The following is a 22888-nucleotide window of genomic DNA, read 5'->3' on the forward strand; positions in this document are numbered from 1 at the left end:
CGCGGACCTGCACCGTACGGCGCCCGGCCTTCGCCATCACCGAGTAGCGGTTACGGTCGAAGCTGATCAGGCAGGTCCCCGTCACCGCGTGCTCGCTCTCGTGGAAGCCGTCGAACGGGCCCAGCATCGGCTGCAGCGCCGGCCGCTCGGCGGCCAGGGCCTGAGCAACCGTCAGCTCTTTCTGCTCGGGGTGCTGACGCAGCTCGCCCCAGCGCCGGCACTCCGCCTCCAGCCAGCCGTTCAGCTCCTCCAGGCTGGTGAAGCGCAGGCGCGGCTGGAAGAACCGTCCCCGGGCCGTCTGGACCTGGTGTTCGACCTGGCCCTTCTCCCAGCCCGCCGCCGGGGAGCAGGCCGTCGGCTCCACCATGTAGTGGCTCGCCATGACCAGGAAGCGCCGGTTGAACACCCGGTCCTTGCCCGTGAACACCGTCGTCACCGCCGTCTTCATGTTGTCGTAGATCCCGCGCGTCGGCACGCCGCCGAAGAAGGCGAACGCCCGCGCATGCGCGTCGAACAGCATCTCCTGGGTCTCGCGCGGATAGGCCCGAACATAGATCGCCCGCGAGGCGCACAGCCGCATGTGCGCCACCTTCACCCGCATCGGCTTGCCCGCGATCTCCACGTCCTCGTGGCTCCAGTCGAACTGGTAGGCCTCGCCCGGCCGGAACATCAGCGGGATGAACGATGGCGCGTCCGCCACGCCCCGGCGTCGCTTCAGCCGCCACCCCGCCGCGTAGCGCCGGACCGCGTCGTACGACCCGTCGAACCCCTCGCGCACCAGCAGGTCATGAACCCGCGTCATCCGCAGCTTCTCGCGCCGCGGCCGCGCCTCGTCCTCTTCCAGCAGCTCATCGAGCCTGGCCTGGAACGGCGCCAGCCTCGGCAACGGCTGCACCGCCCGCCGATAGGCGAACTCCGCATCCGGCTCCCGGATCGCCTTGCGCACCACCTTGCGCGACAATCGAAGGTCACGCGCGATCGCCTTGATCGCCTTCCCGGACGCAAACTCGCGCCGAATCCTCAACACCGTCTCCAACACCAACATCCCGAACTCGCCGCCTGACATCCGCCAAGCCGCCACCGTTAGACCTCAGGAATGAGGGGTCCTTATTCGACGCCGATCACACCGCTAACGGGGTCCCTTTTCCACGCCGATCCACAATCTATCAAAATCAACAAACGCCCTGGTGGTGGTCAGCGTCCCGTCGAGCCCAACACGATGGTCGTGATGATCTGTTCCTTGCTCAAGGATGTCGCGAGCCATCGCATATCCAGGCGCTCTAGCCGCAGCTTTCGTAAAGGCTGCTCTTTGAACCGTCTGAGTGACTCGTTTGGCAGCGATCGAGAGATCCTCTGTATCCGCTGACAGCCCGTTGATTGATGCAAGTGGGTTGTGGCCCTTCTCTGCACAGGCCCCCAAAAAGAGATTTCCGGCACGCCGGCCAGTCTCGGCTAGGGTTGGGACATCGTCTGACAGTGGAACGTGTCCTGGTTCGTAGGCCACGTCAGCATGGAGGTCGTGGACGCCGTAAAGGTCTGAGGGACCGTTAGTAATCGGTCCAACGTGCACTCGCACTGTGTTTGTATGTCCAAGCCGGCCCGTAAACATGCCGTACTCAAGAATTACGTTTGCGCGCACTGTTCGTATCTCGCGATCCCTGGTTGTTATAGAATCGTCAGGAGTCGTAACAAAGAGCGCAAAATCAACCTCGTCTACGAGGCTCAAAATCTGCGTGTATACAGACTGATTTGGCCTGAAAACTTCCCACCAGCGCAATACACTGTAAAATCTCGTGCTCTCCAGTGCATCAGCAATCACAGCCGCATAAGCTTTGGCTTCGGTGGTAGAGCCGATGAACACCTTGAACATCGCTCGCCCCCTCCCCGCGTGACAAGTCATCACGATAACCGTAGCGGTTGTTCATGCAATCCAGATTTGGTCTCCCACTGGCAAAATTTAGTTAGATTAACAAGGTGCCCGTGCTGGCCTGCCCCCGCAGGGTTATCTGGCTTTAATTTTAGTTCATGGACGGCCCTGACGCCATGGTTGGGCAGCCCGCCGCCGATCGGAACGAACCACGTCCGGAATTCCAAAATGGCTGCAAAAACCACAAAACGCGGCTGGCATCCTAGTCCTAAGACCTTGAAATTGGAGCGGGCGATGGGAATCGAACCCACGACATTCAGCTTGGGAAGCTGACGTTCTACCTCTGAACTACGCCCGCGCGACGTCTTCCTTAGACGGAGGTCTGGCGCGGCTCAAGGCGGCGGGGCAAGGTCTTGTCGGGGAGGATGCGAAATGCGGCGAGGAAACGACGGCGGCGGCCTGGGCGGCCTCGGCTTCGGCTGTCTTGCAGCCACGATATTGGCGGGCGTGGCGGCGGCGGCGCTGTGGGTGATCTTCGCCTGGGGCGTCAATCAGGCCTGAGCGCCGCCGCCCTTGACAACTATTCGACGCTTTCGACGGCGACGCCGCGCGATTTCAGGATCGACTGGACGCTGTCGTCGCCGGTCAGGTGGGCGGCGCCCACAGCGATGAAGGCGGTGCCGGAGCCCTGGAGCTGGGTCTGGATCTGGTCGGCCCAGTCGGTGTTCCGATCGACCAGCAGCACCTTGTACAGTTCCGGGGCGTCGGTCTTCATCTCCTCGACGACGATCTTGTCCAGGGCTTTAACGTCGCCCTTGGCCCAGGCCTCGACCATGGAATCGAGCCGGACCACCGCCTGATCATAGTCCTTCAACGTCTCGCGCAGGAGCTCCAGCTGGACGTCGTCAGGCAAGGTGGCCAGCATGCCGATCTGTTCCTCGATCGTTTCCAGACCATGCACGGGCTTGCCCGCCGCGATGGCGCGCGCCTTCAGGGCCTGCTCGACGCCGGACTGGGGATCATAGCCGGCCTTCAGCAGGGGGGCGACCGACAGGGTCAGACCGACCAGCCAGGGCTTCATCGGCTCCATCTGGGCGGCCGTGAGACCGATGGTCTGGGCGGCGACGTCCAGCTGGGCCACTTCCTCGGCCGTCAGGCGGCTGGACAGCGGGATCTGGGGCGACATGCCGTATTGCTGCACCAGGGGGATGACGGCCGCCTGGTCGTCGGGATTGCTGATTTCGAACCAGATGTCCGAGGCGCTTTCGAAGGCGGCCTGGACGCGTGGGCTGTTCCAGCCGGTGGTCGGGCGCAGCACATGGACTGTGCCGAACAGATACAGGGTCGAGTCCGCATCCTTGACCACCCACAGGGCCGGGCCCTGGCCCTGAATGGCGGGCGCCGCGGCGGCGGCTGGAGCCGGGGCGGCCTGGGTCTGGGGCTGGGCCAGGGCCTGGGCCGGGGCGCCGGCGATGGCGAAGACCAGGGCCAGGCCGGCGGCGACGCCGACGGCGCCCTGAGCCAGATTGGAGACGGAGGATTTCAGGCGTTTCGACAGGGTCATGGTTGTTTCCTTTGGTTGAAAGCGAGGTGAAGAAAGCGAGCGCCTCAGGCGAGCCCGCGACGGGCGGACACGACGGCGGAGACGAACAGGTAGAGGGTCATCAGGACGGCGTAGACGTCCCAGGCGGTGAGCGGCGGCAGCAGGCTGAGCCGCTCGGCTGCCGCCCACAGGAACAGCAGCCCCTGTCCCAGGAAGAAGGTCGCGGTGGCGGCCTCCAGGGTGGTGCGGCGCAGCAGTTCATCGACGCCGCGCCACATCCTGATGTTCAGCACCGTATGAACGGCGAACAGCAGAATGATCAGGCCCATCGCCATGCCGCCGGCCAGTCCCGCCAGAGAGAAGGCCAGGGGCAGCAGCAGGATGAAGCCGGAGAAGCCCAAGACGGCCGCCTGGAAGCGGGCCTGGCCGACCTCCTCAGACGAGGCGGGCTCTTCCAGATGATACATCCGGGCCAGGCGGCGCGGGTCCAGACTGATGACCATGACCGCACCGGCGCCGATCATCAGGGCGATTCCAGTCAAGGCCGCCAGGGCGTCTGACCATCGCAGGTTCAGGCCGTCCAGGGCGTCCGGCCCGATCAGCTGGGGCAGGACCGTTCGGCCGAAGACATAGCCGGCGGCCCCCATGACCGCGCCGAAGCCGAAGCCGACCAGCAGACGACGCGGCAGGCGAGCGTTTTTGGGGGATGAAGCGGTCATCCGTTGTTCTCCTCTTCCGAGAAAATGGACTCGATCGGTTGATCGAAGATGCGGGCGATCTTGAAGGCCAGCGGCAGGGAGGGGTCGTAGCGGCCGGTCTCCAGCGCATTGACGGTCTGGCGCGACACGCCCAGCAGTTCGGCGAGATGGGCCTGGGACCAGTCGCGCTCGGCCCGCAGCACCTTGAGGCGGTTGTTCATGGGTCAGCCCTCACCGGCGCGCCAGCCACCACCAGCCCCAGACCACGGCGTAACCGATCAGCATCAGCGCCATCATGCCCAGGGCGCCGGTCGCGGCGTAGGCGGCGGGGTCGGTCCGACCGTCGAAGGGAGAAGCGATCACAAACCGCTCAGCCGGCGGCGCGGTGGCAAGGACGATGAAGACGCCGCCTACAGCGAGACCGACGGACCCGCCGTAATACCAGGCCGCCTTGTGCGCCTCGCGCGCCGCCTCGTCGATACGAACCATCCAGGCGAAACCGAGCCAGAGCGCCAAGGCCATCATCAGCACCGCCATGACGCCGATGACCGCCAGCAAGGCTGTGTCCTCCTCGACCAAACCGCGGTTTGAGGCGAAGACGAAGACGACCGCCGAGATGACAACGATCACCATGACCGCCAGCACGCCGGCCAGCGACAGGGCGATGAGTTTCCAGAGGCCTTTGGCCATGACAATGCTCCTTGTCCTTATGACAAGGATGCTTGTCTCACGAGGCTTAGCGAGCTGTCAAGCACACTTGTCAAAGAGACAAGCTCAGTTGTCTGTCGGCGCCGTCAACTCCGGCCGGGCGATGGTGCGCGGCTGGGTTTCGACCTGAGCAAGCGCAGGAATTTCCTTGCCCTCGTGGTCCACCTGCAGATCCTCGAACCGGCGGGCCGAGACCATGACCTGGCTCTCCAGCGAGCCGACGAACTGGTTATATTTCCCGACCGCCTGATCCAGCGCCCGGCCGACCGCCGAGGCGTGGCCGCCCATGACCGACAGCCGTTTGTAGAGTTCGCGCCCCAGGGCGGCGACCTTGTCGGCGTTGGCCGCCTGTTCCTCGGCCCGCCAGCCATAGGCCACGGCCTTGCACAGGGCGAACAGGGTGGAGGGGGTGGCGATGACGACCCGCGATTCCATCGCGTCCGACAGCAAGTCCGGCGCATGGTCCAGGGCGGTGGACAGGAAGCTGTCGCCCGGCACGAACAGGACGACGAAATCGGGGCTGGGCTTGAACTGGTCCTGATAGGCCTTGGACGACAGCTGGCGCACATGGGTTTTCAGGCTGGCGGCGATGCGCAGACCGACAGACCGGGCGCGCGCCTCCTCGTCGCCCTCCTCGTCATCAAAGGCCAGGGGCACCTTGGCGTCGATCACGAACAGGCCGCCGCCCGGCAGACGCACCAGGAAGTCGGGCCGGTTCTGCCGCCCCTCGTCATCGGCGCTCGAGGTCTGTTCGGTAAAGTCGAACCGGCCGGCCATGCCGGCGGCCTCCAGCACATTGCGGCAGGTCTGCTCGCCCCAGCGACCGCGCCGGCCGGTGTTGCCGCGCAGGGCCTCGGTCAGTTTGCGCGCCTCGTCCCGCGTGGCCGACGAAGCCGCCATCAGCTGGGTCAGCTGTTCCTTCAGGCCGCCGGTCTCCTCGGCGCGGGTCTTTTCCAGCGCCGCCACATGTTCCTGAAACTTCGTCAGGGTGTCGGCCACCGGCTTCAGCTGGGCCGCCATCCGCTCGCGCGCCAACTGGTCCTGGGCGCGGAAGGTCTCGGTCGCGCGACTGACCATCTGGTCGGCGACCACCTGAGCCGACTGGGCGGCCTGGGCCTTCAGCAATTCGCCCATCGTGACCCGGCTCTCCTCGACCAGATCAATGCGCGCCAGGGCCGCCGACAGCGCCCCCTGTGCTCTTTGCCACCCCATGAAGGCCCACAGGAATCCGCCCCCCAAGGCGGCGGCGAGAACGGCGAGGATCAGCGCGAGCATGTTCATGCTCCGTTCCTAGCCGGAGTCGGCGGAACGGAAAAGCCGCCAGCGGCGTCTTTACGCCGGCCTTCGCGCCCGCATGGCTTGAACAATGGTGCCGTCGTCCAGCCAGTCCAGCTCGCCGCCCACCGGCACGCCGCGCGCCAGGGAGGTGACCTGGACGTCGGGGCCCGAGATGCGTTCGGCGACATAATGGGCCGTGGTCTGGCCGTCGACGGTGGCGGGCAGGGCCAGGACGACCTCGCGCACGGCCCCGCCCCCCTCGTTCTGATGTCTGACGCGCCCGACCAGTTCGGCGATGCGCAGATGTTCGGGGCCGACCCCGTCGAGGGCCGACAGCAGGCCGCCCAGCACATGGTATTTGCCGCGGAAGGCGCCGGACCGCTCCATGGCCCACAGGGCGCCGGCCTCCTCGACCACGCAGATCAGGCCGTTGTCGCGCGATCCGTCGGAACAGATGGCGCAGGGGTCGCGCGTGTCGGGCGCGCCGCAGACCGAACAGGACACCACTTTCTCGGCCGTCTCGGCCAGGGACGCCGCCAGCGGCACAAGCAATTGCTCGCGCCGCTTCAGCAGGGCCAGGGCCGCGCGCCGGGCCGAGCGCGGGCCGAGCCCTGGCAGTTTGGCGAGAAGGGAGATCAGCCGCTCGATCTCCGGCCCGGCGGAAGCGGCCATCAGAACAGTTTCGGCATTCCGGGAATATTCATCCCGGCCATCGGACCTGCGGCTTCCCGCATCAGGGCGTTGTTGACCTCGTCCAGCTTGCGCTTGGCGTCGGCGTGGGCGGCCACGATCAGATCGGCCAGGATCTCGCCCTCGCCGGGCGACAGCAGGCTGTCGTCGATCTTGATCGCGGTGATCTCGCCGGCGCCCTTCAGGGCCACGGTCACAAGGCCGCCGCCCGAGGAGCCCTCGGCGGAGGTTTCGGCCATCTTCGCCTGGGCGTCCTGCAGCTTTTGCTGCATCGCCTGGGCCTGCTGCATCAGTTGGGTAAGGTCTTTCATGCCCCCAAGATAAGACGAAGCCGGCCGGTGCGACAGGGGTGTTTCGCCCGGATGACGTGCGTCCCCTTGGAAACGATGGATTGCCTGATTTGCACTTGAAACAGTTGCTGAAGCGACTAAATCAGCACCTGCACTTGTTGCTTTTCATGATCAGGACGCCTTCCCATGGCCTATGATGCCGCCACCCAACGCGACGCCCCGCTGTCGGACGCCGCCCTGTCGCAACTCTTCACCGAGGCGCGCACCCGCAACGCCTGGAGCGACCGCCCGGTCGCGCCGGACCTGCTGCGCAAACTGTACGACCTGACCAAGTTCGGCCCCACGGCCGTCAACGCCAGCCCCGCCCGGTTCGTCTTCGTCACCTCGCCCGAAGCCAAGGCGCGGCTGATCCCGCTGATGAGCGAGGGCAATCGCGCCAAGACGCAGCAGGCGCCGGTGAACCTGATCATCGCCCAGGACATCGACTTCCACGAGCATCTGGACGCCCTGTTCCCGCACGCGCCGGGGGCCAAGGCCTGGTTCGCCGACGAGGCCGGACGTCGCGAGAGCGCCTTCCGCAACGCCTCGCTTCAGGGCGGATACCTGACCATCGCCGCCCGGGCCCTGGGCCTGGACGTCGGCCCCATGTCCGGCTTCGACGCCGCCGCCGTGAAGGCGGAGTTCTTCCCCGACAGCAATGTCGAGCCGAACTACATCCTCAACCTCGGCTACGGCACGGAAGAGAACCTTTTCCCGCGCTCGCCGCGCCTGTCGTTCGAGCAGGCGGCGCAGATTCTCTGACCACCCGCGATCAGGGCCCAAAAAGACGACGGGGCGGCCTGCAAAGGCCGCCCCGCTTCAATTCCGACCATGCGAGGTCGATCTCAGGTGTTCGGCGGCGCTGCGCTGGTCGCAGCGGGCGGAGCCGCCGGGGTCTGCTGGGTCGTGGGCGCAGCGCCGACAGCCGGGGTTTCGCCGGTCGCCTCGGTCGCAGGCGCGCCCTCGGCAGGCGCCGCTTCTCCTTCGGCCGGGGCCGTCGCGCCGGGCTGACGGGCCGGATCGGGCGCCGGAATGGCGAAGCCGCCCGAGCCCTGGTTCCGCAGCCAGGCGATCAGATTGATCCGCGTCTGCGTATCGCGAATGCCGGCGAAGGACATCTTGGTGCCCGGCACATAGCGAGCCGGAGCGGTGATGAAGCTGTTCAGTTCGTCATAACCCCAGGTCGGCGCCTCGGCCTTGTGCTTGGCCATGGCGTCCGAATAGGCGAAGCCCGCCCGGTGCATGACCGGGCCGCCGACCACGCCAAACAGGTTCGGGCCGATGCCGTCGGCCCCGCCCTGCGCCGCATTGTGGCAGGCCTGGCAGCGCGCGAACGCGGCCTCGCCGGCGGCCAGATCGGCGGCCGGCAGGACCGTGCCCCAATCCGGCGGCAGCTCGGCCTGTTCAGCGCCGGCGGCCTCATCGGGCGCATCGACGAAATACCCCATCTTTTCCGGCGGCGCGGAATGATAGATCAGGCCCGACGCCTGTTGCACGACCAGGATGACGAACGCCGTCCCCAGGGCCGCACCGAATATCTTGTTCCATTTCAGATCGCCGCTCATGCGCGTCGTCTCATCCCGTCCCTAAGGTTTCCCACCTCCGCCGTCTTACGCAGCGAAGCCTTCCTTGCCTGATCAGGTCTTACACGGTAGCGCGGGGTTCGCAACCGGCGCGAACGCTCCAACAGCGGCGGCTGATCCAGGCAGGCTCCGAGTAGACTCATGAATCCGTTGATATTGATACCCGCTCGCATGGCGGCGACCCGTCTGCCGAACAAGCCCCTGGCCGATATCGGCGGCAAACCCATGATCGTGCGGGCCTATCAGCAGGCCGAGGCCTCGGGCCTGCCGGTCGCGGTCGCCGCGGGCGATCCCGAGATCGTCGCCGTCATCGAGGCCATCGGCGGCCGGGCCATTCTGACGGATCCCGACCTGCCCTCGGGCTCGGACCGCATCCGCGCCGCCGTCGACGCCATCGACCCGGAAGGCGATTTCGACGCCGTGATCAATGTCCAGGGCGACATGCCCTTCGCCGACCCGGGCCTGGCCACGGCCTGCGCCGCCATCCTGCACGGCGAGCCGAGCTGCGACATCGCCACCCTGGTCGCAATCGAGGCCGATCTGTCGGACCGGACCAATCCCGACGTGGTCAAGGCGATCCTGGCCCTGGGCGAGAACGAGCGCCAGGGCCGCGCCCTCTATTTCACCCGCTCCACCCTGTACGGCGACGCCCCCATCTGGCGTCACATCGGCGTCTACGGCTATCGCCGCGCAGCCCTGAACCGCTTCTGCGCCGCGCCCCCGTCGCCGCTTGAGAGGCGCGAGAAGCTGGAACAGCTGCGGGCGCTGGAGATGGGCATGCAGATCTGGGCCGCCGTCATCGACGAAGCCCCCCTGTCCGTCGACAATCCGGCGGACCTGGAGGCGGCGCGAGCGCTGGCCTGACGAATCCCCCCTGATCGCTGCGCAATCGCCCCCCCCATGAAGGGGAGGGAGATCAGGCCTCCTCCGCCCAGGCCTTGATCAGGCTGTGGGCGATGGCGAAGGGCGGCGGGGCCTGGATGGTCGGATGGTCGCCGGCGATCACGGCCTTGGCCTCGGCCCGCGTCAGCCAGGCCACCGATTCCAGCTCGGTCTGATCCGGCCGGGCCTGGTCGTCCGACACCTCGGCGATCAGGCCGATCATCAGTTGCGACGGGAAGGGCCAGGGCTGGCTGGAGTGGTAGGCTGTGTCGATCACGGTCAGGCCGGCCTCCTCCTTCACCTCGCGGGCGCAGGCCTCCTCGATGGATTCGCCGGGCTCCAGGAAGCCGGCCAGGGCCGACATCCGCCCGACAGGCCAGGCCGCCTGGCGGCCCAGCAGACAGATCGGCTCAGGCCCGCCCTTGTAGACCGGCAGCATGATGGTGACCGGGTCCACGCGCGGGAAATGTTCGGTCCCGCAGGCCGGACAACGCCGCTTCCATCCGCCGGAGGTCGTCTCGCTCAGCGTGCCGCAGTTGGCGCAGAAGCCATGTTTGCGCCGCCAGTCGAACAGGCTCTTGGCCCCGCCCGCCATGGCCGCGTCCTGCGCCGGCAGCATGGCCGCCGCGCCGCGCATCTCGTGAAAGGCGCCCAATCCCCTCACCGGCCCTTCGGCCGGATCAATCGAGCCTTCGAACTCGATGGCGAAGACCGGCGCCCCGGCCCACAGACCCAGGAAGACATCGCGGTCCGGAACCATGTCGCGCGCGTGTTTCAGCGACAGCCAGGCCAGGCGCGGCCCCTCGGCCGTCTCCTCGACCAGCGGCCGCCCCTCCCACAGCACCATCGACTGGGCTTCGGGATTGGCCTCCTGCTCGGCCAGCCATTCGGAATCGTTGCGCAGGTCGCCGGCCCGATCCAGGGGATTGCCAGCGAAGATGTTCTGATGAGCCATGCGGCCTTGTAACCCTTGATTCCGTTCGCCGCACCCGTCATATCCCCTCTCGGAGATCGCGCGGGCGAAGGCTTCGCCAACCTGGTCAGGGCCGGAAGGCAGCAGCCACAACGAATTCCCCTTCGGGTCGCGCGGTCTCTACTTCATTCTTTTTGCGCTATCGCTCACGACGCGGTCGCTCGCTGCTTGAGCGCGGCTTGAGCGCGTTTGCGCGTATCGCTTGCTGTCTGGGGCGTCTGACGCCGCACCATCTGAGCAGTGTTCCTCGACGATATGCTTGGTCTATAAGCCTCCGATATTTGACCGAGGGCGGCATGAAAATTGGGGGTTTGATTGCGGCGGGACTGATGCTGTGTATTGGCGGCGTCAAGCAGGCGGGCGCGTCCGATCTGAGCCCTGCTTGCCAGACAGCTGGACAAGCGATTCATGAGGCTGGCTTCGTCTCAATCGGCGGCATCGAGCAATGGGTGGTCGTCGATGGCGCGGACTGCCGCAACCCGGTCGTGGTGATCGTGCACGGCGGACCGGGCAATCCCAACACGCCCTTCGCCCGCAATATCTTCGTCGACTGGGAAAACGACTTCACCATCGTTCAATGGGACCAGCGGGGCTCGGGCAAGACCTATGGCGCCAACCGGCCCGCAGAGGACGAACCGCTAACCCTGCAGGCGCTCACAGCGGACGGGGTCGAGGTGACGCGTTATGCGATTCAGCGCTTCGGTAAGCGCAAGGTCATCCTGATGGGCGGATCCTGGGGCTCGGCCCTGGCGACCCATATGGCGATGGCGGCCCCGGACCTGTTCCACGCCTATGTGGGAACCGGCCAGTTGGTAAACTATCAGGACGATCTGAAGGTCAGCTATACGCGCACCCTTGCCCTGGCGACGGCCGCCAGCGACAGCGAGGCCATAGCCAGGCTAGAGGCCTTGGGCGCGCCGCCGTGGACCAATCCGCGTGCATTCGGAGTTCTGCGGCGGATATCGCGCAGATACGAAGCCTTGGTCAGCGAACCGCCGCCGGCTGGCTGGTTCACCTTTGGCCCGGGGTACGACACGCCCGCCTACGAGGCCGACTATACGGCGGGTGAGGACTACTCCTTCTTCGCCTTCGTCGGTCCCGCCAATAATGGCATGGGCCCAGGGATCGACCTGCGCGCGCTAGGATTGGATTTCGCCATGCCTGTCTACATGCTGCAGGGCGAGGAGGATTTGGTCACCCCGACACAGGTCTCCCGCGCCTATTTCGATGAACTTTCCGCCCCGCAGAAGACTTTTGTATCGTTGGCTCGAACGGGACACGACCCGAATCGCATAATGATCGATGCGCAATACAAGGCCTTGATAAGGGCGCGCGCAGACGCCGTAACGACGGACATACGCTGAGTAAAACGGCTTCGCCACGGCGGCTGCTGGCTGTAAGACTTCGCCCATGACGGACAACGACCCGAATCTCGACGGCCCGCCCTGGGAAGAGGACGAGGTCCTCGCGCGTGACGAAAACACCGACGACATGTTCGGTGCGCCCGCCTCCACGCCCGAGCCCGCCGCACCGCCCCCAGCCGTGACCGCCCCCGCGCCCCCCTCCGACCAAGCCCACGCCGGCGTCGAGGCCCATGCCGACGACGGGTCCGCCTATCAGGTGCTGGCGCGCAAATACCGGCCGCGCACCTTCGAGGACCTGATCGGGCAGGAGGCGATGGTCCGCACCCTGACCAACGCCTTCTCGACCGGCCGGATCGCCCACGCCTTCATGCTGACCGGGGTCCGCGGCGTCGGCAAGACGACCACCGCCCGTCTGCTGGCCCGCGCCCTGAACAACGAGACGGAGAGCATCGACCGGCCGTCCCTGACCCTGACCGCCCACGGCCGGCACGACGCCGCCATCATGGCCGGCCAGCATATGGACGTGATGGAGATGGACGCCGCCTCCCACACCGGCGTCAACGACATCCGCGACATCCTGGAGAGCGTCCGGTATGCGCCGGTCGAGGCCCGCTACAAGGTCTATGTGCTGGATGAGGTCCACATGCTGTCGACGCAGGCGTTCAACGCCCTGCTGAAGACGCTGGAGGAGCCGCCGCCCCACGCCAAATTCATCTTCGCCACCACCGAGATCCGCAAGGTGCCGGTGACGATCCTAAGCCGCTGCCAGAGATTCGACCTGCGTCGGGTCGAGCCCGAGATCCTGATCGGCCACCTGGGCCGGATCGCCGAGCGCGAAGGCATGAAGATCGAACAGGACGCCCTGGCCCTGATCTCGCGCGCGGCCGAAGGCTCGGTGCGCGACGGCCTGTCCCTGCTGGACCAGGCCCTGGTCCAGGCCGAGCGCGGCGAGATGGTCAAGACCGAGACGGTCCGCGACATGCTGGGCCTGGCCGACCGCAGCCAGACCATCGCCCTGTTCGAAAGCGTCATGGCCGGCCGCACGCCCGAGGCGCTGGAGAATTTCCGCACCCTGTACGGCTTCGGCGCCGATCCGGTGCAGGTGACCAACGACCTGTTGGAACACTGCCACGCCGCCTCGGTGGCCAAGATGCTGGGTCCGAACGCCACCCGCCTGCCCAATGACCAGGCGCAGAAGCTGGCCGCTCTGGGCGCCGCCATTCCGGCCGCAACCCTGTCGCGCACCTGGCAGATGCTGCTGAAGGCGCTGGACGAGGTGCGTCGCGCGCCCAATCCGGCCGATGCGGTCGAGATGGCCATTGTGCGTCTGGCCTACGCCGCCGACCTGCCGGGACCGGAGGAGGCGTTGAAGCGACTTCAGTCCGGCGAACCGTTCGGCGGCGGTTCCGCGCCACGTGGCGGCGGCGGGGGCGGCGGCGGAGGGACGTCCGCGCAACTGGCCGCCCGGCCCGTCATGGCCCCCGCCCTGCCCGACCCGCAGACCTTCGAGCAGGTGGTCGCCCTGATCGGCGAGAAACGCGAAGTCGGTCTGCAGATGGATGTCGAGCGGTTCGTCAAACCCGTCTCGTTCAAGCCCGGCGCCATCGTCTATGAAAGCGTCGAGGGCGCGCCGGTCGAACTGGCCCGGCGCCTGGCCGGGCGGCTGCGGGAATGGACCGGCCGCACCTGGCTGATCGCCGCCAACGGCCAGGGCGGCGGCGAGACCCTGATCGAGCGTCAGAAGAAGGAGCGGGCCGCCGAGCGCGAGAAGGTCGAGGCCGACCCCTTCATCAAGGCGGTGCTTCTGGCCTTCCCCGGCGCCAAGCTGGGCGAGATCAAGACCATCGCCCCCGCCGTCGTCACGCCGGAAATCCCCGACTCGCCCGAGGACGACGACGAGGACTGACGGCCTATCCCTCGAGCGAGACCACAGGCCCTGCTTCCACCGGGGTCGTTCGACGTCCGCCACGGCGGCGCTTCAGCCAGGACCGGATCCGCGACTGGATCCGGTCGTCGATCGCGAAATGGAAGGCGAAGGCGAAGGCGACCGCCGCCAGCACCCCGCCGCCCCAGAGCGCCCACTGCACGGGCGCCGACAGGGCGAAGCGGGCCGCAGCCGCATTGACCACCCCGAACCAGGCGATGCGGACCACCTCATTCGAGATGAACATCGAGAAGGAGACCATGGCGGCGGTCTCCACCCATTTCGACGGGCGACGCACCGGCACTGCGCCGGCGGCCAGAATGATCAGTGAGATCATCGCCAGGGAGATCAGGGCGTTCTTGCCGAAGGCCTGAGCGAGCGCCAGGCCGAGGAAGGCGGCGACGCCGACCCAGCCGGCCAGACGGGGGTCGATCCAGATCTTCTGGGCGAACCAGGCCAGGCTCATGCCCAGAAAGAACAGCGGCAGGGCGCGCATGAAGCCGTAGCCCATCGGCATCTGATAGACCGGATAGCCCAGCAGGCTCCAGCACAGCTGGTTGGCGGTCAGATAGGCGGCGACGCCCAGGGCCAGCGCGCCCCAGGGCCCAAGGCGCGTCAACCCGCGCAGGATCCAGGGAAAGCACAGATAGCAGCCGATCAGGGCCGAGATCGACCAGGTCGGGGCGTTCCAGCCCAGGCCGCCGGGCACGCCATAGGACTGCAACAGCAGCAACTGGGCCGGCAGCTGGTCCCAGCGGAACCATTCCGGATTGCGCGGCGCCGCCCCCGCCGCCGCACCGAGCAACACCAGGGCGACCAGCGACAGCCCCATGATCAGATGAGCGGGGACCACGCGAAGGACCCGCTTCAGCACGAAGTCGCCCGCCGACATCCGGCCCTGGCCCACTGCGGCCCCATAGACCCGCATCAGCACATAGCCGGAATCGATCAGGAAGAAGTTGGTCAGCAGGAAGCCGCCACGCGAGAACACCGGATGCACGGCCTCGGCCAGAGGAACCGGCCCGGCTCCCTGGAAGTGATGCAGGATGATCAGGAAGGCCACAATGAAACGCAGCGCGTCCAGCCAGCCGCCACGGGCGATCGGGGTTGTCTCGTTTCGGGTCGAAATCAGGCTCCAGGGCACGGCGAACGCCTCCTATGACCCCGATCTCGCAAGAGCCGGGCCGTAGTGGGACCTCTAGCCGCGCACGAGGCGCAGGAACTCCTCGCGGGTGCGGGGATCGTCGCGGACCACGCCGATCAGGTGGCTGGTCGACAGACTGGCGCCGGGGGCGTTGACGCCGCGCAAGGTCATGCAGCTGTGCTCGGCCTCGATGACCACGCCCACGCCCTGGGGCTTCAGGACGGTCTGGATGGCCTCGGCGATCTCGGCCGTCATCTTCTCCTGGATCTGCAGGCGTCGGGCGAAGCCGCGCACCACCCTAGCCAGTTTGGAAATGCCGACCACGCGGTCGGTCGGCAGATAGGCGACATGGGCCTTGCCCACGACCGGCAGCATATGGTGCTCGCAGAAGCTGACGAACCGGATGTCCTTCAGCACGACCAGCTGGTCGTAACCGCCCGTCTCCTCGAAGGTCTTCTCCAGATAGGACAGGGGGTCGACCTCGTAGCCCGAAAACAGCTCGCGATAGCTGCGCGCCACCCGCGCCGGTGTTTCCAGCAAGCCCTCGCGGTCGGGATCGTCGCCCGCCCATTCGATCAGGGTGCGGACGGCGGCCTCGGCGTCGGCCTGGGTAAGTCGGGAGGCGGTCGGGGGCGCATCAGTCATTGCGGGCCTATTAGCGAAGCGGAGCCGAGAAAGAAAATCCTTCTTCCCGTCCATTACGCTGCGGCGACCGATTTGGACCCCCGGGGACCTGGAAACGTGGTCTGAGTATCCGAGCCGCCTGACCGGCCGGCGACCGTCAGGCCGCTCGATCGATGTTGGGGAAGGACGCCAGAGAGACGGTGTCGGTGCTGGACAGCAGTCGGGGCAGGTCGATCAGGACCACGAAGCCGTCCTCGCGCCGCACCACGCCCGAGATATAGTCCGAGCGCCACTTGATCCCGATGTCGGGCGACGGCTCGATCTGGTCGGCGCTGAAGACCGCCACCTCGAACACCCGGTCCGCCACCAGGCCCAGGCTGAGCACCCGGTCCTCCAGCGGAATGTCCAGCACCAGGATGCGGGTGTTCAGCGTCGGCTCGGTCGGCGCCATGCCCAGGCGGATCCGAAGATCCGCCGTGGGAACCCCCTGCCCCCGCACGTCCGTCAGGCCCAGAAGATAGTCCGGACTGTTGGGAATGCGCGAGGGCGCCTGATAGGTCAGGATCTCCCGCACCAGGCCGACCGGAGCGGCGAAGAGTTCGTCGCCCAGGCCGAAGGTCACATATTGCCCCTCAGAGGCGCCTGGCCCCTTGGCGGTTTCGGACATCAGGCGCTCTCCCGGAAGTCCATGTCCTCGTCGTCCGCGCCGCCGACCGCCATGTCCAGGGCGAAGCCCTTGGCGCGGGCCTGCTGGGCGTGGACGGCGGGCTTGGACGGCGCAGCCTTGGGCGTCGGGCGAGCCGCCGGCTTGGCCGGGGCCTTGAAGGTCGAGACCCGGGCCTGAGCACGGGCAGGGACTCTTTCGGCGTCCGTGCGGAAGAAGGCGATCGAGGTCTGCAGCTCCTCGGCCTGGGCCGCCAGTTCCTCGGAGGTGGCCGACATTTCCTCGGCCGCGCCGGCGTTCTGCTGGATCACCTTGTCCAGTTGCTGGATGGCCTCGTTGATCTGGCTGGCGCCGACGTCCTGCTCGCGGCAGGCGGCGCTGATCTCCGACACCAGTTCGGCGGTCTTGCGGATGTCCGGCACCAGGCGTTGCAGCATCTCGCCGGCTTCCTGGGCCGCCTTGACGGTGTCGCCCGAGACGGCGCCGATTTCGGCGGCGGCCGTCTGGCTGCGTTCGGCCAGCTTGCGCACTTCCGAGGCGACGACGGCGAAGCCCTTGCCGTGCTCCCCGGCCCGGGCGGCCTCGACCGCCGCGTTCAGGGCCAGCAGGTCGGTCTGGCGCGCGATCTCCTGCACGATGCCGATCTTGGCGACGATGGTGCGCATGGCCTCGACCGCGCGATGAACGGCCTCACCGCTGGTTTCCGCGTCCTTGGACGACTGACGCGAGATCTTCTCGGTCTGGGCCGCGTTGTCGGCGTTCTGCTTGATGTTGGCGGCCATCTCTTCCATCGAGGCCGAGGCCTGTTCGGCGGCGGCGGCCTGTTCGGTCGCCCCCTGGCTCATCTGTTCCGACGAAGACGACAGTTCCTGGCTGCCGGCCGAGACATTGTCCGCAGCCGCTAACGCGTCGCCGACCACGCTGCGGAGGCGTTCGATCATCCGGTTAAGGTCGCCCAGCATGTCGCCGATTTCGTCCCGACTGGTGACGACGACCGCCTGGGTCAGATCGCCTTCGGCGACGGCGCGAACGGCCTCAGTGGCGCGGATCAGTCCCTTCCGAACAATCAGTGTGATGCAGACACAACCGAAGACCGCAGCGAATAGAGCGAAGGCGCTGGCGACGATCAGCCCTACACGCGCTTCCTCAAACACCGCATTGGCGCCCTCCTCGGCCTGCGCCATCAGCGCCTTGTCCGTCGCGACGATGTTTTGGGCGGCGTCCTCGATCGCAGAAAGGCTGGCGCGCGCTTCGTTCAACATCAACGCCTTGGCGCCGACGTCGTCGCCGGCGAGCGCCAGCCTGTGAATTTCTTCGCTGATCGGCTTGTATTCTGACCAGGCGTTCGCGAGCGAAACCCACTCGGCCTTGGCGTCTGCCGATGCGGCCGCCTGGCCTTGAGCCAGCAGGTCTTCCAACATGCCTCGGCCCCGGCCTACCTCTTCGGAAAACTCACGCACCGCTTCAGGGTCGGTGGTCAGGAGCATGCCGCGCTCACGCCTCACATAGCTGCTGAACTCGGTCTGGATGCTCTGGGCCCGGCTCAGTTGGGCGGCCGGTCCGGCGACAACCTCATGGATGGCGGCGTGCAGAGACGAAAGATGACTGAGGGAAACGCCGACTAAAACGGCGATCGCCGCGATCAGCACCCCGAACGTCAGGATCAACTTGGCCTTGATGGTGAAACGCATAGCCTATCTCCCGAAAAATCGATCATGACGAGCGACGGACGCCACTGGCGAGCGTGCACCCTGGTGCAGATTGCAGACAGCCGAACATCCGAGGGCGGTCAGGACGAAAGCCAGCGCCATCTGAATGACGAGCGAGCCATCGACCGGGAAAGTCGACCCTCGGAGGCTCGCCACATCACGAACCTCGACAGCCACATCCACTGGTATGCGTCTTCTCATATCTCGTCCCGTCCCCACGGCGCGCTAAAACACAACCCGAACGCACCATCCAGGGATATGGTTAAACCGACTTCAAACGCCTGATAGGGAGTTGTACCTATCGATAAGCCTCTAAGATTGGTGGGTTTTTTGATCAACGAAGGTCGAACCGCAGCCCGCCGGCCATGCACTTTCAGGTCGTTCCGCCACAGAATCTCACCCCGCCTGAAACACATCTACGGGTCGCAACACGCAGCAGATCGTGGAATTTCACAGCAAGCCCACGTCCGAATTCCCGCTACGATCCGTCGGACTGACGAGACGGTCCAGGCGGCCCGGAAGCCGGTTCCGGCATTGGGGCGGAGATGGCTCCTATTTGCTTTCTACAGACCGAAAAGGATTGGGGAGGGGGGCGGCCATTATCTCCCCGTTAACCATCCTCCCGGCATTTTCTGCCCAGTGATTTGCGGGAGCGTGGGCCGATGAACGGCGCGGAAGTTCTGGATGTAGGGCGCGACGCCATCTGGCTGACGATCCAGCTGTGCCTGCCGGTCCTGCTGGTCGGCCTGGTCGTCGGCGTGGTCATCGGCCTGTTCCAGGCCCTGACGCAGATTCAGGAACAGACCCTGATCTATGCGCCCAAGATCATCGCCATCTTCGTGTCCCTGTTGCTGTTCCTGCCGCTGATGGGCGCCCTGCTGGGCGGGTTCATGCGCCAGATCGCGGCGCGCATCGCGGGCATGTAGTGGAGGCTTACGCCACCGCGGATCAGGTCTGGGCCGGGGGGCTGATCTTCGCCCGCATCGGCGCGATCCTGATGCTGATCCCCGGCTTCGGGGAAACCTATGTGCCGCCGCGCATCCGCCTGTCGCTGGCCCTGCTGATCAGCCTGGCGCTGTGGCCTGTGGTGCGCGACAGCCTGCCGGGCCTGCCCGAGACCCTGGGCGGCATGGCCGGGTGGGTGATCCGCGAGGTGGTGGTCGGCCTGATGATCGGCATGCTGCTGCGCATGTTCCTGACGTCACTGATGACGGCGGGCGAGATCGTCTCGCTGCAGACCACCCTCAGCTTCGCCCAGACGGCCAATCCGCTACAGGCCCAGCCGGGGTCGACGGTCGGTTCGTTCCTGCTGCTGTTCGGGGTGACGCTGATCTTCGCCACCGACACCCACCACCTGTTCATCGCCGGCATGGTCGGTTCCTACAGTCTGATCGCCCCGGCCAAGCCCCTGATCATGGGGGATTTCACCGAGATGGCGGTGCGGACCCTGGGCGATAGTTTCCTGCTGGGGGTGCAGTTGGCGGCGCCGGTTCTGGTGTTCGCCCTGATCTTCAACCTGGCCTCGGGCCTGATCGCGCGGGTCATGCCGTCGTTTCAGGTCTATTTCGCCGCCGCGCCTCTGAGCGTCATCCTGGGCCTGTCGATCTTCGCGCTCAGCCTGGGCGCCCTGGGCACCGTCTTCATCGACCGCTACCGCCGCCTCGCCGAGGTGTTCGCGGCCGGCGCCTTCGGGGGAGGGGCGGGTGGCTGACGACACCGATCCCGAGTCGAAAACAGAAGACGCCACCCCCCGAAAACTCGAGGACGCCCGAAAGAAGGGCGACGTCGCCAAGTCTCAGGACGTCGGCCAGGTGCTGTCCCTGGCCGGGGCGGCGGCGGTGATCCTGGGCGCCGGGGGCTGGTTCGCCGGGTCGATGGCGCAACAGCTGCTGCCCTTTATCGCGGCCCCTCACCAGATGCTGGGGATGCTGGATTCGGGGGCGGGGGCTCAGATTCTGGCCCAGGCTCTTTGGGCCATGACCCCCTTCCTGGGAGCGGTCATGCTGGCGACCATCATCGGCGGGGCGGGCGGACACCTGGCCCAGTCCGGCCTGATCTTCACCGCCGAAAAGCTGAAGCCGAAATGGTCGTCGGTGAACCCGATGTCGGGGTTCAAGCGCATCTTCGGCCCCGACGGCCTGATGCAGTTCGTCAAGACCTTCCTGAAGCTGATCGCCGTCTGCGTCGTCTGCTGGATGGTGCTGAAGCCCCATGTCCGCGAGTTCGAGAACATGGTCACCCTGAGCCCGGCCGCCCTGCTGCCGCTGGCGCGGGACATGGCCCTGGCCCTGTTCGTGGCGGCCATCATCCTGTTGGGGGCGACGGCCGGAGCCGACTTCATCTGGCAGAAGATGCGCTTCGCCAAGCGGATGCGGATGACCAAGGAAGAACTGAAGGAAGACTACAAACAGTCCGAGGGCGATCCCCACATCAAGGCCAAGCTGAAGCAGATCCGCATGCAGCGCAGCCGCCAGCGGATGATGGCCAATGTGCCCAAGGCCACGGTCATCGTGACCAACCCGACCCACTATTCGGTGGCCCTGCGCTACGAACCCAGCGAGGGCGACGGGGCGCCGGTCTGTGTGGCCAAGGGGGTCGACGCCCTGGCCATGCGTATCCGTGAAGTCGCCAAGGAACATGGCGTGCCGATCGTCGAGAACGTCCCTCTGGCCCGCGCCCTTTACGCCTCGGTCGAGATCGACGCCGTCATTCCCAAGGAACATTTCGAGGCCGCCGCCAAGATCATCGGCTTCGTGTTCCAGTCCCGCAAACGTCGGTAAGACCCCCGTAAGGCTTGGCGCCGGATTTGGGGGTATGATCAGACCACTGATTCGCGAGGCCGCATGAAGCCCAACCGTCGCCTTCCGTTCGACCTGCTCTCCGTTGCGACGGCGTTCGGCGTGGTCGTGGCCGTCGCGGCCCTGGCCTATCCGGCCTTCAAGGCCAATCCGATGTCGGGGCCGGGCATGATCCTGATCGTCACGGCGGGTCTGATCGCCCTGATCGGCCTGTTCGGTTTCCGCCGCGCCGAGACGGTCAAGCCGTCCAGCGACGTGGCCGTGGACATGCTGGACGCCATGGCGGAGCCGGCGGCCCTGGTGTGGGAGACGGGCCAGGTCCTGGCCTTCAACGGCGCCTGGGCCCAGTCCAACGGCACGACCACCGCCCTGCCCCGCGGCAAGTCGGCCCAGGCCCTGTACATGGCCTTCGCCCAGGCGCGCCGGGGCGAGCCGGGCCACGCCATCGTCCAGATCGGCGACCGCGAGGTCGAGGTGGTGATCGGCAAGGCCGGCCCCGACCGGTATCTGATGCGGGTCGCGCCCGAAGCCGTCCTGCCCCTGCCCGTGGCGACGGCCCCGACGAACGGCGCGGCGACGGGCGAATCCCGCGCCATGGCGGCCGGCGCTCCCTTCGGCTCGGCCGTGATCGACGGCCCCGACCTGTTCGCCGGCCGGGCGCAGGAGGCCAACGCCGCCCTGGCCGTGCTGACCGGCCCCAACGCCGCGCGCGACGCCGCCTTCGGCCATCTGTTCGACCCGACGGGCGTGGCCGAGGCGCGGGTCAAGCTGGCGGCCGGGTCGTCCGGCCCCATCGAACTGGTCGCCCGCGCCTATCCCGACAAGATGCTGCACCTCTATGTGGCGCCAGAGGGCGAACAGAAGCGCATCTGGCTGTTCGACGTCTCGGCGCAGAAGTCGATGGAGCTGCAGCTGTCGCAGGCCCAGAAGATGCAGGCCGTGGGCCAGCTGGCCGGCGGCGTGGCCCACGACTTCAACAATCTGCTGACGGCCATCCAGTTGCAGCTGTCGGGCCTGCTGGAGCGGCATCCGGTCGGCGACCCCTCCTATGAGGGGCTGAACGAGATCCGCCAGACCGCCATTCGCGCCGCCGACCTGGTGCGCAAGCTGCTGGCCTTCTCGCGCAAGTCCACGGTGCGGCGTGAGCGGCTGGATCTGGGCGAACTGGTCGGGGAGTTCGCCATCCTGCTGCGTCGCCTGCTGCGCGAGGACGTTCGGCTGGAGACCGACTACGGCCGCGACCTGCCGGTGGTCCTGGCCGACAAGAGCCAGCTCGAGACCGCCGTCATGAATCTGGCCGTCAACGCCCGCGACGCCATGCGCGGCGTGGTCGAGCCGGGCGACGCGGTCGTCACCATCACCACCCGCCGTCTGACCGCCCAGCAGGCGCGCGAGATGGGCTGGCCCGACGCTCCCACCGATGAGGTCGCCCTGATCGAGGTGTCGGACACCGGCCCCGGCGTGCCGCCTGAACTGGTGGACAAGATCTTCGAACCCTTCTTCACCACAAAGGCGGTGAACGAGGGCACCGGCATGGGCCTGGCCACCGTCTACGGCATCGCCCAGCAGGCCGGCGGCCATATCTCGGTCAGCAATATCGAGGGCCCGCACGGCATGAGCATGGGCGCGGCCTTCCGCATCTTCCTGCCGGCCGCCGGCGAGGCGGAACTGGCCGAGGTTCAGCCGGTCGAGGTCAAGGTCAAGGCGCCGCGCGACCTGTCGGGCGCCGGCCGCATCCTGTTCGTCGAGGACGAGGACGCCGTGCGCGGCATCGCCGCCCGCCTGCTGCGCCAGCGCGGCTATGAGGTGATCGAGGCCGCCGACGGCGAGGAGGCCCTGATCCTGGCCGAGGAATACGCGGGCCAGATCGACATGATGATCTCCGACGTCATCATGCCCGGCCTGGACGGCCCGTCCCTGCTGAAGAAGGCGCGCAAATACCTGGGCGACGCCCCGGTCATGTTCATCTCAGGCTATGCGGAAAGCGACTTCTCGGACCTGCTGCAGGACGAGGTCGGGGTCTCCTTCCTGCCCAAGCCTCTGGACATCAAGACCCTGGCGGAACGGGTGAAGCAGGAACTGCACGCGGGCTGAATCCACGTCGCGGTTC

24 protein-coding genes, 1 tRNA gene and 1 other RNA gene are annotated in these 22888 nt (G+C 66.8%); 10 read left to right on the plus strand and 16 right to left on the minus strand.

Translation table 11 applies throughout. The features are described from left to right. From istA to AC1RSI_RS01940, 3 genes are all read right to left on the minus strand, one after another. Window positions 1-1045, minus strand: a 1045-nt coding sequence (istA, locus tag AC1RSI_RS01930; RefSeq protein ID WP_492322653.1) for an IS21 family transposase, incomplete at its 3' end; no start/stop codon positions are given. A gap of 84 nt (window positions 1046-1129) precedes the next feature. Beyond that, window positions 1130-1870: a TIR domain-containing protein gene (locus AC1RSI_RS01935; protein ID WP_492322609.1), complete on the minus strand. Its 741-nt coding sequence runs from the start codon at window positions 1868-1870 to the stop codon at window positions 1130-1132. A 280-nt stretch (window positions 1871-2150) separates the two neighbouring features. Continuing rightward, window positions 2151-2225: transfer RNA gene (locus tag AC1RSI_RS01940), tRNA-Gly, on the minus strand. Window positions 2226-2299: 74 nt separating this feature from the next. Between AC1RSI_RS01940 and AC1RSI_RS01945 the strand changes: the two genes are divergently transcribed. Then, complete coding sequence (locus AC1RSI_RS01945; RefSeq protein ID WP_008259175.1) at window positions 2300-2428, plus strand: hypothetical protein; 129 nt, start codon at window positions 2300-2302, stop codon at window positions 2426-2428. 19 nt (window positions 2429-2447) lie between these two features. Here AC1RSI_RS01945 and AC1RSI_RS01950 read toward each other — a convergent pair whose 3' ends face one another. From AC1RSI_RS01950 to AC1RSI_RS01980, 7 genes are all read right to left on the minus strand, one after another. Continuing rightward, window positions 2448-3431, minus strand: a complete 984-nt coding sequence (locus AC1RSI_RS01950; RefSeq protein ID WP_008261038.1) for a TraB/GumN family protein — start codon at window positions 3429-3431, stop codon at window positions 2448-2450. A 44-nt stretch (window positions 3432-3475) separates the two neighbouring features. Then, a complete protein-coding gene (locus tag AC1RSI_RS01955) occupies window positions 3476-4129 on the minus strand; it encodes a hypothetical protein (RefSeq protein ID WP_008262384.1) in 654 nt (217 codons plus the stop codon). Next, complete coding sequence (locus AC1RSI_RS01960) at window positions 4126-4329, minus strand: helix-turn-helix transcriptional regulator (protein ID WP_008259774.1); 204 nt, start codon at window positions 4327-4329, stop codon at window positions 4126-4128. The genes AC1RSI_RS01955 and AC1RSI_RS01960 overlap by 4 nt, the downstream gene beginning before the upstream one ends. Before the next feature lie 10 nt (window positions 4330-4339). Beyond that, window positions 4340-4798 carry a hypothetical protein gene (locus AC1RSI_RS01965; RefSeq protein WP_008264238.1) on the minus strand — a complete coding sequence of 153 codons (459 nt, stop codon included), beginning with the start codon at window positions 4796-4798 and terminating at the stop codon, window positions 4340-4342. Window positions 4799-4882: 84 nt separating this feature from the next. Continuing rightward, window positions 4883-6097: a DNA recombination protein RmuC gene (locus AC1RSI_RS01970; RefSeq protein ID WP_035307510.1), complete on the minus strand. Its 1215-nt coding sequence runs from the start codon at window positions 6095-6097 to the stop codon at window positions 4883-4885. A 51-nt stretch (window positions 6098-6148) separates the two neighbouring features. Continuing rightward, window positions 6149-6766, minus strand: coding sequence for a recombination mediator RecR (gene recR / locus AC1RSI_RS01975; RefSeq protein WP_008259401.1), 618 nt, complete (start codon window positions 6764-6766; stop codon window positions 6149-6151). Next, a complete protein-coding gene (locus AC1RSI_RS01980) occupies window positions 6766-7095 on the minus strand; it encodes a YbaB/EbfC family nucleoid-associated protein (RefSeq protein ID WP_008260925.1) in 330 nt (109 codons plus the stop codon). Before AC1RSI_RS01980 ends, recR begins: the two co-directional genes overlap by 1 nt. A 165-nt stretch (window positions 7096-7260) precedes the next feature. Here AC1RSI_RS01980 and AC1RSI_RS01985 point away from each other — a divergent pair, with 165 nt between their 5' ends. Then, window positions 7261-7875, plus strand: a complete 615-nt coding sequence (locus tag AC1RSI_RS01985; protein WP_154726598.1) for a malonic semialdehyde reductase — start codon at window positions 7261-7263, stop codon at window positions 7873-7875. An 83-nt stretch (window positions 7876-7958) separates the two neighbouring features. Here the strand turns inward: AC1RSI_RS01985 and AC1RSI_RS01990 are convergent, their stop codons facing one another. Next, window positions 7959-8678, minus strand: coding sequence for a c-type cytochrome (locus AC1RSI_RS01990; RefSeq protein ID WP_008260941.1), 720 nt, complete (start codon window positions 8676-8678; stop codon window positions 7959-7961). Window positions 8679-8837: 159 nt separating this feature from the next. Between AC1RSI_RS01990 and AC1RSI_RS01995 the strand changes: the two genes are divergently transcribed. Next, the gene (locus tag AC1RSI_RS01995) at window positions 8838-9560 is read left to right on the plus strand and encodes a 3-deoxy-manno-octulosonate cytidylyltransferase (RefSeq protein WP_154726597.1); all 723 of its coding nucleotides are present in this window, start codon (window positions 8838-8840) and stop codon (window positions 9558-9560) included. Between the two features lie 52 nt (window positions 9561-9612). On the opposite strand, the gene nudC is transcribed toward AC1RSI_RS01995, so the two are convergent. Then, the gene (gene nudC / locus AC1RSI_RS02000; RefSeq protein WP_154726596.1) at window positions 9613-10533 is read right to left on the minus strand and encodes an NAD(+) diphosphatase; all 921 of its coding nucleotides are present in this window, start codon (window positions 10531-10533) and stop codon (window positions 9613-9615) included. A 49-nt stretch (window positions 10534-10582) separates the two neighbouring features. Between nudC and ffs the strand changes: the two genes are divergently transcribed. The 3 genes from ffs to AC1RSI_RS02015 all read left to right on the plus strand — a co-directional run bounded on the left by ffs (window position 10583) and on the right by AC1RSI_RS02015 (window position 13821). After that, window positions 10583-10678, plus strand: an RNA gene (gene ffs, locus AC1RSI_RS02005) — signal recognition particle sRNA small type. A 154-nt stretch (window positions 10679-10832) separates the two neighbouring features. Then, a complete protein-coding gene (locus AC1RSI_RS02010; protein ID WP_230307691.1) occupies window positions 10833-11915 on the plus strand; it encodes an alpha/beta fold hydrolase in 1083 nt (360 codons plus the stop codon). A 46-nt stretch (window positions 11916-11961) separates the two neighbouring features. Continuing rightward, a complete protein-coding gene (locus AC1RSI_RS02015; protein ID WP_447941407.1) occupies window positions 11962-13821 on the plus strand; it encodes a DNA polymerase III subunit gamma/tau in 1860 nt (619 codons plus the stop codon). A gap of 4 nt (window positions 13822-13825) precedes the next feature. On the opposite strand, the gene AC1RSI_RS02020 is transcribed toward AC1RSI_RS02015, so the two are convergent. From AC1RSI_RS02020 to AC1RSI_RS02035, 4 genes are all read right to left on the minus strand, one after another. Continuing rightward, complete coding sequence (locus AC1RSI_RS02020) at window positions 13826-14983, minus strand: acyltransferase family protein (protein WP_154726674.1); 1158 nt, start codon at window positions 14981-14983, stop codon at window positions 13826-13828. Window positions 14984-15037: 54 nt separating this feature from the next. After that, entirely contained in the window at window positions 15038-15628 is a 591-nt protein-coding gene (gene folE, locus AC1RSI_RS02025) for a GTP cyclohydrolase I FolE (RefSeq protein ID WP_008264053.1), read from the minus strand. A gap of 136 nt (window positions 15629-15764) precedes the next feature. Further along, complete coding sequence (locus tag AC1RSI_RS02030) at window positions 15765-16274, minus strand: chemotaxis protein CheW (protein WP_154726675.1); 510 nt, start codon at window positions 16272-16274, stop codon at window positions 15765-15767. Beyond that, window positions 16274-17962 carry a methyl-accepting chemotaxis protein gene (locus AC1RSI_RS02035; RefSeq protein ID WP_154726676.1) on the minus strand — a complete coding sequence of 563 codons (1689 nt, stop codon included), beginning with the start codon at window positions 17960-17962 and terminating at the stop codon, window positions 16274-16276. Before AC1RSI_RS02035 ends, AC1RSI_RS02030 begins: the two co-directional genes overlap by 1 nt. Before the next feature lie 680 nt (window positions 17963-18642). Between AC1RSI_RS02035 and fliQ the strand changes: the two genes are divergently transcribed. From fliQ to cckA, 4 genes are all read left to right on the plus strand, one after another. Next, the gene (fliQ, locus tag AC1RSI_RS02040; protein ID WP_008258892.1) at window positions 18643-18906 is read left to right on the plus strand and encodes a flagellar biosynthesis protein FliQ; all 264 of its coding nucleotides are present in this window, start codon (window positions 18643-18645) and stop codon (window positions 18904-18906) included. Continuing rightward, window positions 18906-19691: a flagellar biosynthetic protein FliR gene (gene fliR / locus AC1RSI_RS02045; RefSeq protein ID WP_035308077.1), complete on the plus strand. Its 786-nt coding sequence runs from the start codon at window positions 18906-18908 to the stop codon at window positions 19689-19691. The genes fliQ and fliR overlap by 1 nt, the downstream gene beginning before the upstream one ends. Then, complete coding sequence (gene flhB / locus AC1RSI_RS02050) at window positions 19684-20760, plus strand: flagellar biosynthesis protein FlhB (RefSeq protein WP_008262919.1); 1077 nt, start codon at window positions 19684-19686, stop codon at window positions 20758-20760. The genes fliR and flhB overlap by 8 nt, the downstream gene beginning before the upstream one ends. Window positions 20761-20823: 63 nt before the next feature. Then, the gene (gene cckA, locus AC1RSI_RS02055) at window positions 20824-22872 is read left to right on the plus strand and encodes a cell cycle histidine kinase CckA (protein ID WP_008264323.1); all 2049 of its coding nucleotides are present in this window, start codon (window positions 20824-20826) and stop codon (window positions 22870-22872) included. Window positions 22873-22888 lie beyond the last annotated feature (16 nt).

This window comes from Brevundimonas sp. GW821-FHT10E09 (assembly GCF_058809375.1).

Excerpts from the sequence above, each read along its gene's own strand:
- AC1RSI_RS01935 (WP_492322609.1), bottom strand. The coding sequence starts at position 1,870 with ATGTTCAAGGTGTTCATCGGCTCTACCACCGAAGCCAAAGCTTATGCG.
- AC1RSI_RS01945 (WP_008259175.1), top strand. The coding sequence starts at position 2,300 with ATGCGGCGAGGAAACGACGGCGGCGGCCTGGGCGGCCTCGGCTTCGGC.
- AC1RSI_RS01950 (WP_008261038.1), bottom strand. The coding sequence starts at position 3,431 with ATGACCCTGTCGAAACGCCTGAAATCCTCCGTCTCCAATCTGGCTCAG.
- AC1RSI_RS01955 (WP_008262384.1), bottom strand. The coding sequence starts at position 4,129 with ATGACCGCTTCATCCCCCAAAAACGCTCGCCTGCCGCGTCGTCTGCTG.
- AC1RSI_RS01960 (WP_008259774.1), bottom strand. The coding sequence starts at position 4,329 with ATGAACAACCGCCTCAAGGTGCTGCGGGCCGAGCGCGACTGGTCCCAG.
- AC1RSI_RS01965 (WP_008264238.1), bottom strand. The coding sequence starts at position 4,798 with ATGGCCAAAGGCCTCTGGAAACTCATCGCCCTGTCGCTGGCCGGCGTG.
- AC1RSI_RS01970 (WP_035307510.1), bottom strand. The coding sequence starts at position 6,097 with ATGAACATGCTCGCGCTGATCCTCGCCGTTCTCGCCGCCGCCTTGGGG.
- recR (WP_008259401.1), bottom strand. The coding sequence starts at position 6,766 with ATGGCCGCTTCCGCCGGGCCGGAGATCGAGCGGCTGATCTCCCTTCTC.
- AC1RSI_RS01980 (WP_008260925.1), bottom strand. The coding sequence starts at position 7,095 with ATGAAAGACCTTACCCAACTGATGCAGCAGGCCCAGGCGATGCAGCAA.
- AC1RSI_RS01985 (WP_154726598.1), top strand. The coding sequence starts at position 7,261 with ATGGCCTATGATGCCGCCACCCAACGCGACGCCCCGCTGTCGGACGCC.
- AC1RSI_RS01990 (WP_008260941.1), bottom strand. The coding sequence starts at position 8,678 with ATGAGCGGCGATCTGAAATGGAACAAGATATTCGGTGCGGCCCTGGGG.
- AC1RSI_RS01995 (WP_154726597.1), top strand. The coding sequence starts at position 8,838 with ATGAATCCGTTGATATTGATACCCGCTCGCATGGCGGCGACCCGTCTG.
- nudC (WP_154726596.1), bottom strand. The coding sequence starts at position 10,533 with ATGGCTCATCAGAACATCTTCGCTGGCAATCCCCTGGATCGGGCCGGC.
- AC1RSI_RS02015 (WP_447941407.1), top strand. The coding sequence starts at position 11,962 with ATGACGGACAACGACCCGAATCTCGACGGCCCGCCCTGGGAAGAGGAC.
- folE (WP_008264053.1), bottom strand. The coding sequence starts at position 15,628 with ATGACTGATGCGCCCCCGACCGCCTCCCGACTTACCCAGGCCGACGCC.
- AC1RSI_RS02030 (WP_154726675.1), bottom strand. The coding sequence starts at position 16,274 with ATGTCCGAAACCGCCAAGGGGCCAGGCGCCTCTGAGGGGCAATATGTG.
- AC1RSI_RS02035 (WP_154726676.1), bottom strand. The coding sequence starts at position 17,962 with ATGCGTTTCACCATCAAGGCCAAGTTGATCCTGACGTTCGGGGTGCTG.
- fliQ (WP_008258892.1), top strand. The coding sequence starts at position 18,643 with ATGAACGGCGCGGAAGTTCTGGATGTAGGGCGCGACGCCATCTGGCTG.
- cckA (WP_008264323.1), top strand. The coding sequence starts at position 20,824 with ATGAAGCCCAACCGTCGCCTTCCGTTCGACCTGCTCTCCGTTGCGACG.